This is a genomic window from Mesorhizobium sp. M7A.F.Ca.US.005.03.2.1, from assembly GCF_003997795.1.
GTDB classification, from domain to species: domain Bacteria; phylum Pseudomonadota; class Alphaproteobacteria; order Rhizobiales; family Rhizobiaceae; genus Mesorhizobium; species Mesorhizobium ciceri.
On sequence record NZ_RZRP01000112.1, the window covers coordinates 1 to 11,310 of the forward strand.

The 11,310-nt window shown below is 63.6% G+C and carries 8 protein-coding genes, 1 tRNA gene and 1 pseudogene; 7 read left to right on the plus strand and 3 right to left on the minus strand.

All coding sequences use genetic code 11. The features are described from left to right. The 7 genes and pseudogenes from EN991_RS09085 to EN991_RS09115 form a co-directional block, all read left to right on the plus strand. Positions 1-792 (plus strand): annotated as a pseudogene (locus tag EN991_RS09085) (carbohydrate kinase); the annotation flags it as partial. Beyond that, positions 789-2,333 (plus strand): sugar ABC transporter ATP-binding protein, encoded by a 1,545-nt coding sequence (locus EN991_RS09090; RefSeq protein ID WP_127368605.1) that lies wholly within the window; start codon positions 789-791, stop codon positions 2,331-2,333. The pseudogene EN991_RS09085 and the gene EN991_RS09090, both read left to right, overlap by 4 nt. Next, entirely contained in the window at positions 2,330-3,328 is a 999-nt protein-coding gene (locus EN991_RS09095; protein ID WP_127368606.1) for a ribose ABC transporter permease, read from the plus strand. The genes EN991_RS09090 and EN991_RS09095 overlap by 4 nt, the downstream gene beginning before the upstream one ends. A gap of 76 nt (positions 3,329-3,404) precedes the next feature. Beyond that, positions 3,405-4,343 (plus strand): ABC transporter substrate-binding protein, encoded by a 939-nt coding sequence (locus EN991_RS09100; protein ID WP_127368607.1) that lies wholly within the window; start codon positions 3,405-3,407, stop codon positions 4,341-4,343. A gap of 64 nt (positions 4,344-4,407) precedes the next feature. Further along, positions 4,408-5,301, plus strand: a complete 894-nt coding sequence (locus EN991_RS09105; RefSeq protein WP_127368608.1) for a sugar phosphate isomerase/epimerase — start codon at positions 4,408-4,410, stop codon at positions 5,299-5,301. Between the two features lie 338 nt (positions 5,302-5,639). Next, a complete protein-coding gene (locus EN991_RS09110) occupies positions 5,640-5,993 on the plus strand; it encodes a cupin domain-containing protein (RefSeq protein WP_024503728.1) in 354 nt (117 codons plus the stop codon). Positions 5,994-6,441: 448 nt separating this feature from the next. After that, positions 6,442-7,095, plus strand: coding sequence for a hypothetical protein (locus EN991_RS09115; RefSeq protein WP_127368609.1), 654 nt, complete (start codon positions 6,442-6,444; stop codon positions 7,093-7,095). Between the two features lie 151 nt (positions 7,096-7,246). Here EN991_RS09115 and EN991_RS40820 read toward each other — a convergent pair whose 3' ends face one another. The 3 genes from EN991_RS40820 to EN991_RS09130 form a co-directional block, all read right to left on the minus strand. Beyond that, a complete protein-coding gene (locus tag EN991_RS40820) occupies positions 7,247-9,232 on the minus strand; it encodes a hypothetical protein (RefSeq protein ID WP_245460927.1) in 1,986 nt (661 codons plus the stop codon). 478 nt (positions 9,233-9,710) lie between these two features. Beyond that, positions 9,711-9,787: transfer RNA gene (locus EN991_RS09125), tRNA-Arg, on the minus strand. An 83-nt stretch (positions 9,788-9,870) separates the two neighbouring features. Continuing rightward, a complete protein-coding gene (locus EN991_RS09130; protein WP_013529349.1) occupies positions 9,871-11,034 on the minus strand; it encodes a M20 aminoacylase family protein in 1,164 nt (387 codons plus the stop codon). Between the last annotated feature and the right edge of the window lie 276 nt (positions 11,035-11,310).

Here is an 11,310-nt window from a genome sequence, read left to right on the forward strand (position 1 = left end):
GGCTTCGAGCGCGCCGGCACTGTTATCGGCGAGCACCGCCTCGACGCTGCGGCGCGACCGATCGCCATCCACAACGGCGTCCATGATTCGAATGCGGCGCTCTATGCCTATCGCCGGCAGGAGCTTGGCCCGGTCACCGTCGTTTCGACCGGCACCTGGGTCGTCGTGCTCAATCCGGATTGCCCGCTCGACGCACTCGACCGGGATCGCGACATGCTGGTCAATGTCGATGTCGGCGGCGGCCCGGTGCCGACCATTCGCTTCATGGGCGGGCGCGAATTCGCAACCATCAGCGGCGGCTGGCAAGGCGAGATCGCCCGTCCGGTGGTGCAGCAGGTGATCGATGCCGGCATCATGGCGCTGCCGAGCTTCGCGCCAGGCGGGCCGATGCCCAGTCAGTCCGGCCGGCTGGTGGGGCGCACGCCCGATGCCGAGGAACGCGCGGCGGCGGCGCTGCTCTACGTCGCGCTGATGGTCGATCTGTCGCTCGACCTCATCCATTCGAACAACACGGTGATCGTCGATGGCGGGCTGAACACAGGCGGTGTGTTGGCCGGACTGCTGGCGCAGTTGCGTCCCGGCCAGGCTTTCCTGCAGGGCGCCACGCTGGAGGGCAGCGCCACGGGTGCAGCGGCGCTCGCCTTCGAGAGCGTCGGGCGCGAATTCGCCGCCGAAGTTCCAGAGCCGGTGCACGCGTCGCGTTTCACCGGGTTGGCAGGCTATCGCAGCAACTGGCGTGACGCCACGATGGACCAGGGCGTCGCCGGTGCGGCAGTGGGAGGTGCGCGATGAGTGCGATTGCCCAGGCCGAGACGGCGCGCCAGCCGGTGCTGGAGATGCGGCACATCTCCAAGACGTTCGGCGCGATCCGTGCCTTGCACGATGTCTCGCTCAGCGTCCATGCCGGGGAGCTGCACGCCTTGATGGGCGAGAACGGCGCCGGCAAGTCGACATTGATGAAAGTGCTTTCAGGCGCCTATCGGCCGGATGCCGGCGGCGAGATCCTGATCGACGGCATGCCGACTGCGACCGGCGATCCGATCAAGGCGCGCGCCAGCGGCGTCGCGGTGATCTATCAGGAGCTGTCGCTGGCGCCCAATCTGACGGTGGCGCAGAACATCTTCCTCGGCAACGAGCCGCGACGCTTCGGCATCGTCGATCGCGACCAGTGCACCCGGCGCGCCAGCGAGATCATCAAGCGGCTCGGCGTTTCCTTTTCGGCCCGCGACATGGTCTCCAGCCTGTCGCTCGGCGAGCGCCAGCTGGTCGAGATCGCCCGCGCGCTATCGACCAATGCGCGTATCATCGTCATGGACGAGCCGACCACGTCGCTGACCTCGCGCGAGACCGACCGGCTGTTCGAGGTCATCGCGACGCTGAAATCGCAAGGCATCGCCATCATCTACATCAGCCACCGCATGGAAGAGGTGTACCAGCTTGCCGACCGCGTCAGCGTGCTGCGCGACAGCGGTTATGTCGGCACGCTCGAGCGTGCCGACCTCAGTGCCTCGCGCCTCGTCTCGATGATGGTCGGCCGCGATTTGTCGGCTTTCTACAAGAAGGATCATCGGCCGCCGGACGAAAAGCGCGCGGTGGCGCTCTCGGTGCGCGCCATGTCCGACGGCCGTCTCCTGAAAAACTGTTCGTTCGACCTGCACAAGGGCGAGGTGCTGGCGCTGGCGGGTCTGGTCGGTTCCGGCCGCACAGAGCTTGCGCGGCTGATCTTCGGCGCCGACAGGCACATTTCAGGCACGCTGGAACTCGACGGCAAACCTGTAACCATCGGCTCGCCGCGCGAGGCGCTCGATGCCGGCATCGCCTATCTGACCGAGGACCGCAAGGAACTCGGCCTGTTCCTCGACATGTCGACCTCCGACAATATCAGCATGGGCGTGCTGGCGCGGGATTCGCGCGCCGGCGGCTTGCGCGACTTCGCGGCCGCCGAAAGGCGTGCTTCCAAGGCCGTTGCCGATCTCTCCATCCGCACCAGTTCGGTGCAGGCCAATGCCGGCTCGCTGTCGGGCGGCAACCAGCAGAAGGTGCTGCTCGCCCGCCTGCTCGAGACCGAGCCGAAGGTCGTCATCCTCGACGAGCCGACCCGCGGCGTCGATGTCGGAGCGAAATCGGAAATCTACCGGCTGATCGACAATCTCGCCAAGCAGGGCATCGCCATCCTGATGATCTCCAGCGAACTGCCCGAGGTGATCGGTGTCGCCGATCGCGTGCTGGTGATGCGCGACGGCACGATATCGGGCGAGGTGACGGCATCGCAAGGCGAACCGCTAAGCCAGGAGGAAATCATGGAACTTGCAACGGGAGCGGCTCAGCAATGACCGACAAGGCGACCGAGATCAGCGCAGGCGGCAAAGCCACCGGCACGAGCCGACGGTTGCGCACGGCTTTCGCTGCCCTTGGCATGCTGCCGGTGCTGATCCTGCTGGCGGCCGGCTTCCAGTTCCTGAACCCGCGCTTCCTGACCGAGACCAACCTGTTGATCGTCACCCAGCAGTCGTCGATCAACATCGTGCTGGCGGCCGGCATGACCTTCGTCATCCTCACCGGCGGCATCGACCTGTCCGTCGGCGCCATCCTCGCCGCATCGGCGATGGTGGCGGTGATCGTATCGCTGGTGCCGGACTGGGGTTTGCTCGGCGTGCCGGCGGCCATTCTGGTCGGCCTCGGCTTCGGCCTCGTCAACGGGCTGCTCATCGCCTACATCAAGCTGCCGCCCTTCATCGTCACGCTGGGTTCGCTGACCGCGGTGCGCGGTGTCGCCCGCCTGCTCGGCCAGGACACGACGGTGTTCAATTCGGACCTGCCGTTCGATTTCATCGGCAACGGTTCGCTGTTCGGCATCCCGTGGCTGGTCATCATCGCACTGTCGGTGGTGGTGCTGTCCTGGCTGGTGCTCAAGCGCACCGTGCTCGGCACCTGGATCTACGCCGTCGGCGGCAATGCCGAAGCGGCGCGGCTGACCGGTATCAAGGTGCCGCTGGTGCTGCTCTTCGTCTATGGCGTTTCCGGCCTGCTGGCCGGCCTCGGCGGCGCCATGTCGGCGGCCCGGCTCTACGCCGCCAACGGCTTGCAGCTGGGCCAGTCCTACGAACTCGACGCCATTGCCGCGGTCATTCTCGGCGGCACCAGCTTCGTCGGCGGCGTCGGCTCGATCTGGGGAACGCTGATCGGCGGCCTGATCATCGCGGTGCTCTCCAACGGGCTCATCTTGGCCGGTGTCTCGGACATCTGGCAGTACATCATCAAGGGATTGGTCATCATCGTGGCGGTCGCCCTCGACCGCTACAGGCTCCAGGCAGGAGCAAGAACGTGATTGACCTTAGTCGCCGGCGTCAACGACCGGTTTGTGTAACGCACCGTGAGAGGCGCGGGGCAATCGGAGGAAAGCAATGAAGACCATCGCCAAACTGCTCTGCGGCGTCGCACTCGCGTCGCTCGCCATCGCGCCTGCTTCGGCCAAGGACCTCAACAAGGTCGGTATCTCGGTCGGCCTGCTCGGCAATCCCTTCTTCGTCGCCACCATCAAGGGCATCGAGGACGCGGCCAAGAAGATCAACCCGAAGGTCGAGGTGACCTCGGTATCGGCCGACTATGACCTCAACAAGCAGGTCTCGCAGGTCGATTCGTTCATCGCCGCCGGTGTCGACGTGATCATGCTCAATGCCGTCGACGCCAAGGCGATCGCGCCGGCGGTGAAGAAGGCACAGGCCGCAGGTATCGTCGTTGCCGCCTTCGACGTTTCGGCGCCGGGCGCCGACGTCACCGTGATGACCAACAACGTCAAGGCCGGCGAAGAGGCCTGCCAGTACCTGGTCGACCATACCGGCGGCAAGGGCGACTACGTCATCCTCAACGGACCGGCATCGTCGTCGATCCTGGAGCGGGTGAAGGGCTGCAAGAACGTGCTTTCGCAGCATCCCGACATCAAGATCCTCTCCGACGACCAGAATGCCGAAGGCTCGCGCGACGGCGGCCTGAAGGTGTTCCAGTCGCTGCTCACCCGCTTCGACAAGATCGATGCGGTGTTTGCCATCAATGACCCGACGGCGATCGGCGCCCAGCTCGCTGCCAAGCAGCTCAACCGTTCGGAGTTCATCTTCACCGCCGTCGACGGCGCGCCCGATATCGAGAAGGAACTCTCTTCCGGCACCTCGATGATCAAGGCCTCGGCCTCGCAGGATCCCTATGTGATGGCCGGCCAGTCACTGACGATGGCGGCCGAACTGCTGGCCGGCAAGAAGCCGGTGGAGCCGACCGTTCTGCTCGACCCGAAGCTGATCACGGCCGAGAACCTGAAGGACTACAAGGGCTGGACCGCAGCCCGCTAAATTCTTCCCAAGACCGGTGCGGCCGGGATGACCCGGCCGCACCTTGTCAGCACCGGAGACGATGATGTCGCGTATTGGAATCCATTCTTTCGTCTGGTCGGCGAGCTCGGCTCAGGCCGATCTGGAGCGCACGCTGGCCAACACCAGGGAGGCCGGCTTCGACCTCATCGAATTCTCCTATCTCGACCCCGCCAATGTCGACATCGGCGGGCTTGCGGGGCGCATCGCCGATCTTGGCCTCGGCGTGGCGATCAGCATCGGATTGCCTGGTGATGGCGATATTTCGAGCGCCGACAAGGCAATTGCCGCGCGCGGCGTCGAAATCCTCAACGACACCATCGCGCTGACGCGTGACCTCGGCGGTCGGAAGGTCGCCGGCATTCTCTCGACCAGCCACGGATTGCAGGTCGAGGCGCCGACGCGCGATCAATGGCAGCGCAGTGCCGGCACGCTGGCCAAGGTTGCCGAAACAGCCAAGGCGGCCGGCGTCACGCTCAACCTCGAGATCGTCAACCGCTTCGAAAGCAATCTGCTCAACACCGCCGCGCAAGGACTGGCCTTCATCGAGGACACTGGCTCGGACAACATCTTCCTGCATCTCGACACGTTCCACATGAACATCGAGGAGGCCGATGTCGGGCTGGCCATCCGTCAAGCCGCGGACAAGATCGGCTATGTCCATATCGGCGAAAGCCATCGCGGCTTCCTCGGCACCGGCAATATCGATTTCGCCGCGATCTTCGATGCGCTGACGGCGATCGGCTACAGCGACGATCTCAGCTTCGAATCCTTCTCTTCGGAAATCGTCGATGAGCACCTGTCGAAGAAGACCGCCATCTGGCGCAATCTGTGGACGGACAACATGGCGCTGGCCAAGCACGCGCACGCCTTCATCGGGCTCGGGCTGGAGACGGCAAGGCGCAAGGCGGAACTCGTTTCGGCGCGCCACAAACCCTGACCCGCCCTTCGAGAGCCGAAGGGCGCGGCGTGCGCCGCATGGCAGGGCTCTGACTTCAAATCAACAAACGGCCTCGTGGCAGCCAGTGCTGGCAGCTTTTGCGCCGCCAGCTTTTTCGCGATAGGAATTTTTTCTTGACTCGGTGACCTCAGCTATGGTACATTTTTGCCTATGGTGCTGATTTGCGCCAGTGACCCGCCGCACAGGCGGGTTTTTGTTTGATGCACCGTCAGCCAAGGTGCCGGCCGTATGGCGCCGGCATTGCTCGCGGCAGGTGCATCGGTTATCTGACCGGCCAGGCAAACAGCGCCACGCAATCCCCAAACGGAGTTCAGCACATGACACGCGAGACAATCCTCAAATTCGGCACCGTCGAACACGCGGACGCAGGCGATCTGGCTGGCTGGATCGTCGTCGAGGGCAGGCCGACCATGCAAACCGCCGTCCAGCACACGACCGAGGACGGCAAGGTGTTGTCGGGCACCTGGCGGGCGACGCCCGGCACCTATCACGCCACCTATACCGACTATGAGTTCGTGCACATGATCGCCGGCCGCATCATCATCACGCCGGACGGCGGCACGCCGGTCGAGGTCGGCCCCGGCGATGCCTTCGTCGTGGAAGCGGATTTCAAGGGAACCTGGAAGATCATCGAGCCGGTGACGAAGCATTTTGTCGTGCGGGTCGGCTGAAGCGGGGTGATCCGTCTGGCCCGCCATCGCGGCGAGTGCTCAAGCGAAGCTTTTTCGTGCCTCCGGAGGCCTTTTGGAGGCCATCCCACCCGACATCGCGTGGGTGTCGCCGATGGCTCGGAGGAGGTGCGCTGACCTGGGCGCGGTAAGCGTATTCGCTGATCTCTGCATTCGCCGGGGCCTCGGCCAGGCCACTCCTCGGACTCCGGTCATTGGGTCATGAAGGCGTCTGCGGCGTCATCCAGACGGTCGGCCTCGACATGAATGATACGGCACTCGCCAGCCAAGCGCCCTCTCATCGGTGCTTGCCGGCCAGGTATCCTTGATAGACCGGATTGATCCCCTAGTTCTTTCGGGGGCGCGGCAATCGCGAGGTTGCCTCGGGGGCAGCGGCGGTTCGCGCCGTTCTGACTGCACGCCGCGGAAAGACGGTTGGACCGACGCATCCATGGAGGTCGTCGTGCGTCAATCGCGTGGATTCACCTGTGCGTATTTCGTCTTAGCTTGCTCGATCGCGGTAGTTTGCGCAGGAGCTGCAACCGGTGGTCAGCAAGGCGGAGGGCATGGCAACGGCGGCCATGGTTCTGGTGACCATGGGGGCGGTGGAGGTCATGACGCCGGCGGCAACGAGGGCGGCTCGCACAAAGGGACTGGCGACGATCCCGGCGGCTCCAGTTCGTCGGCGGACGACAGCGAGACCAGCACCAGCGGCACTACGACAGCCCCGGGGACGGTAGGTTCGGCCACCGCTACTGCTGTTGCGTCCGCAAGGGGCGGACAGTCGCTCGACTTCCCGGCCGCTCTCCAGCCTCCCAGCGACAGCAAGACTCAATCAACAGTCAGCCGAACCGAGGCGCTGCCGGGCGTCCCGGATAATGTCGTTCGGGCCTGCCATGATGCCATCGAGTCGGCCGCCGCTCCGTTGGGGGCGACCAGCGTGCGCGTCACCAGCGCGGGCTTCGTACATCAGTTGAGTCGGGCGACGATCTCGGCCCCCATCGAGGTCAGCATCGACTATGCGCGGCAAGGCAGCGTGGAAACGCGGCAGGCGGCGATCCAATGCGAATTGGACGCGACAGGCAGCGTGATCGGTCTGACATAGCGCATCGCGCAGAACACTCTCGCTGATGAAGCAGGGTGAATTCGAGAGGCCATTCATCTTTGGCCGAAATGGCAGCAGGCCTCGGGTGTGTTACGAAGGGGTGCGGGGCATCAAAAATGGCCTTCCACGGAAGCGACCGCGCAATCGGAAATCACTGCGGTGTCACGTGTCTTGGCAAGAGCGAATAAGGAAGTGTGATCGAACGCACCCGGGTCATCCGCGAAGGGTTGCGAACCTTGCCAATCTTCTTGCTGACGGCCTTCACCTGGCTGGCTGCCGCGCGGCCAGAACGCGGCTTCAGGGGCGGTTCGATCTGCGCGCTGCGGCGCTCGGTCCTGAGCCTGTCGTTGTCCCCGCGCGCCGCAGCCAAGTCGCGGGCAAGAGAAACACTGGCCTGGCGTTGCTCGTCCAGAGCCTCCTGAAGTTTAGCGACACGCACCAAAAGAGCTTGGGCGGCGGCTTCGCGCTCGATGCGTGCTCTGTCGAGATCCTCACGATTCATGACGGCTGTAGTACGTTCCCGTGCCAGGGCCTGTGCCGTCTCGGTTGCGGCCTGCTCGGCACGCTCTTTCGCTGAGACTGCCTTGGCTCGCTCCAGTTCAGCCGCCTGGCGCTCGATGCGAGCTTTTTTCAGCTCCTCAACGGCTGCTGCTGCTGCAGCGCGTTCTCGTGCGAGCGTTCGCTCCGTGTCAGCTGCGGTCTGCTCCACTTGTTGTCTCGCTGTGACCGCGTCGGTCCGTTCGCGCTCAGCCGCAGCCGTACGCTTCATGAGTGCGGCATTGGCCAGTTTCGCTTCGGCGAGATCGCCACGAAGCAGCTCCGTCTTCCGGTGCTCGTCGTCGAGTATGCCGCTCGCCTGCGCCAGTGAAGCCTTGGCCGTGGCGCGATCCTTGGCGGCCTCGGTCTCAAGCTGTTCAATTTGGACGCGCGCTTGCGAGAAATCGCGCGCCTGCCTTTGGGCTTGCTCCTGCTCGAGATGAGCAGCGGGCATCTCCTTAAGGACATAGCTGGCGCCCTCGCTCAGCATCGTGCCGGCCTCTCCCGCAATGCGCCGCAACGCCTCAAGGGTGCGGGCTGCCGCGAGTTCATTGCGCAACCGCTCCTCGCGCGCGTCATCGGCAGCTGCCATGCTTGCCCTCAGCGTGTGGATCTGCTTGCTCGCCTCGAGGAGCGCTCCCTGCAGAGCGGCGCTCCTGGCACGCTCGCCTTCCGCCGCCCGGTGCTCCTGGTCGGCCAATTGTCTCGCAGCGGCAGCCTGAGCACGATCCGTCCCGGTTTGCGCCTGGTTAGCCGTGAGATCCGGGCCAAGCAATTCGGCACTCGCCTGAAATCCCAACGGGCGCGAAAGGTCTCGATGGGCCTGGTCTTGGGTTTGCGAGATGGCGGAAGCGCTTTCGACCCAGATTTGTCTCGTCATCGCATAGCCAATCGGCGCAGCCAGACAAATGGCGGCGAGACCCAAGCGCGATACAAGAACGATCGGCCTGCGAACGACAGGGTTTGAGGCAGGCGCCATGGCCGGGTCGGGATCTCTCATCTGAGCTGTGAAATTCAAACCGCGATCCGCAGCATAGGCCAACGGAGCAATTTTTGGCGGTGAAGCCTTATGGCGCAATTGGTCCCGTGCCGACCCGCAAATCCGCTTCCCACGTTCCGCGATCGCGCTGATGGATGCTGCAAGCCGGCCAGACTGCACTCTGTTCGGTGCAGGAGCACCGGTCTCGACCACTGACGAGCTCCCGCTGGGTTCGGATGTCGCGGCGAAATGTTCGATTCGCACTCCGAACCGAGAGTAGTTGGAATTTTGAGCCCGAACATTCAGGCCGACCGCATGCAAGGGGTTGGCAGCCTTGGAAGAAGCAGGCCCGGCGACAAGTCCGGCCGGGCTTTCCCATTCCCAAGAAGCCTCGTCGGCGATACCGGATCTGCCTTCGTCAAACGCTGCAAGGCGGCGCCGTCGCACCGCGGCAAGGATACGCCGGAGCACAAGATAGACGCCCACCGATGCAAGCGTCACCACTGCGCTCAGAATGGCCAGATTTACGTCGTTTGCATACATTTCGGCAAGATAATTTGGCATTGCCGTGCCCGTGCGTTCTGGTGGTATTGCCAAGTTCATAAAGCGATGTCTGGTCATTCGCCTTGGTATTCGCCAAGGCCTTACCGCTCTCGGAGCGTCGCTTTCTTCGGGATCCTTCTGGTCCTTGCGAATTGTTGCGGATGGCGGGGCGCCGGTCGCGTACCGATAGATCGCCCCAGTTGATATTCCGTAGCGGGCAATGGCCGACCAAGGACGCATGCAGGGCTCTGAAACGCCGGTTTGCGCCTCTGCATAGCAACCTCGCGAGAGTTCGCCGGTGCGGACAATTCGCCATTTCCGGGCTTAGGACTGTCCATCATGAACTTTAAGCTAGGTCACAGCGCACCACGGTCAACCATCAGCTCCTAATGATCCTGCAGGCAGCCTTCGGCCAGACGAAAGGGCCATTGTAGTGCCCGCTCTTCGTAGCGAAGCTGATCGTTCCTTGTTCGGTGATGCATTCCCGCCGAGATTAGAATTCGTCGTACTGTTTCGCGAAAAGTACGACGTCAATTTGCTAAGCTGATGCAAAGCATGGTGATCCCGACAGGAATCGAACCTGTGACCTACAGATTAGGAATCTGCCGCTCTATCCTACTGAGCTACGGGACCACGCGGCCAGACACATAGCCGCTTCGGATCGTTTCGCCAAGAGGCCGGCCGAAGGCAATTCGGCCGGCTTTGCGCTGCCGCTGTCAGGCGGCCAGCGCGGTTTCAGCCAGTTTCACCCAGTAGCTCATGCCGTGCGGGATGACCTCGTCGTTGAAATCGTAGGCCGGGTTGTGGAGGCCGGCGGTATCACCATTGCCGATGAAGATGAAGGCGCCGGGGCGGGCTTCGAGCATGTAGGAGAAATCCTCGCCGCCCATCACCGGCTGGATGCCGCGGTGGACATGGGCGTCGCCGGCGACACTCATCGCGACGTCACCGGCAAACACCGTCTCTTCCGCGTGGTTGAAGGTCACGGGGTAATTCGCCTGGTAGTCGACCTCGATCCTGGCCCCGAACGCGGTCGCCAGCCCGTCGCAAATGCTGCGGATGCGCTCTTCGGACTTCTTGGCGATTTCTTTTCGCAAGGTGCGCACGGTGCCGGCGATTTCGGCGGTTTCGGGGATGATGTTGTAGGCATCGCCGGCGTGGAACTTGGTCACCGACACCACCACGGCCTCGACCGGATCGGTGCTGCGCGAGGCGATCGTCTGCAAGGCGCCGACCAGTTGGCTGGTGATGACGATCGGGTCGATCGTGCCGTGCGGCATCGCCGCGTGGCCACCCTTGCCGCGCACGGTGATGGTGAATTCGGCGGTCGCCGCCATGATCGGGCCCGGGCGAATGGCGAACTGCCCGACAGGCAGGCCCGGCATGTTGTGCATGCCGAACACCCTGGAGATGTCGAAACGCTCCATCATGCCGTCCTTGACCATCTCGTTGCCGCCGCCGCCGCCCTCTTCGGCCGGCTGGAAGATCACCGCCACCGAACCGGTGAAGTTGCGCGTCTCGGCGAGGTATTTGGCCGCACCCAGCAGCATCGCCGTGTGGCCGTCATGGCCGCAGGCATGCATCTTGCCGGGGATGGTCGAGGCGTAGGGCTTTCCTGATATCTCGTTGAGCGGCAGCGCGTCCATGTCGGCGCGCAGGCCGATGGTGGGGCCTTCGCCCTGGCGGCCGCGGATGATGCCGACCACGCCGGTCTTGCCGAGCCCGGTGACCACATCGTCGCAGCCGAAGGCCTTCAGCTTTTCGGTGACGAAGGCGGCGGTCTTGAAGACGTCGAAGTTCAGTTCTGGCGTCTGGTGCAGATGCTGGCGCCAGCCGGCAACTTCGTCCTGCATTTCGGCGGCACGGTTCAGGATTGGCATGATGGTTCCATCTCGCTGTTGGGACGGCGGGTGTTGGCCGCTGCCTTGCAATTGTGATCGCCAGGCACTTTGCCATCTTGGCGTCACATAGAGTAAATAGCACCGCAACAATGGGGTCCGGTTTTTGAGGGTCGGACCATATGCTGGCGATCGCGTAATGAAATCTTACGGAGCCAGGGGCGACTACGGCAAGAGGCGATTTCGGATTTGATCATGCGGTACAGGCATTTCCTCAAACTATTCTCGGCTGGCACAATCGCGCTGTCGGTTGTGGCC

Excerpts from the sequence above, each read along its gene's own strand:
- EN991_RS09090 (WP_127368605.1), top strand. The coding sequence starts at position 789 with ATGAGTGCGATTGCCCAGGCCGAGACGGCGCGCCAGCCGGTGCTGGAG.
- EN991_RS09095 (WP_127368606.1), top strand. The coding sequence starts at position 2,330 with ATGACCGACAAGGCGACCGAGATCAGCGCAGGCGGCAAAGCCACCGGC.
- EN991_RS09100 (WP_127368607.1), top strand. The coding sequence starts at position 3,405 with ATGAAGACCATCGCCAAACTGCTCTGCGGCGTCGCACTCGCGTCGCTC.
- EN991_RS09105 (WP_127368608.1), top strand. The coding sequence starts at position 4,408 with ATGTCGCGTATTGGAATCCATTCTTTCGTCTGGTCGGCGAGCTCGGCT.
- EN991_RS09110 (WP_024503728.1), top strand. The coding sequence starts at position 5,640 with ATGACACGCGAGACAATCCTCAAATTCGGCACCGTCGAACACGCGGAC.
- EN991_RS09115 (WP_127368609.1), top strand. The coding sequence starts at position 6,442 with ATGGAGGTCGTCGTGCGTCAATCGCGTGGATTCACCTGTGCGTATTTC.
- EN991_RS40820 (WP_245460927.1), bottom strand. The coding sequence starts at position 9,232 with ATGACCAGACATCGCTTTATGAACTTGGCAATACCACCAGAACGCACG.
- EN991_RS09130 (WP_013529349.1), bottom strand. The coding sequence starts at position 11,034 with ATGCCAATCCTGAACCGTGCCGCCGAAATGCAGGACGAAGTTGCCGGC.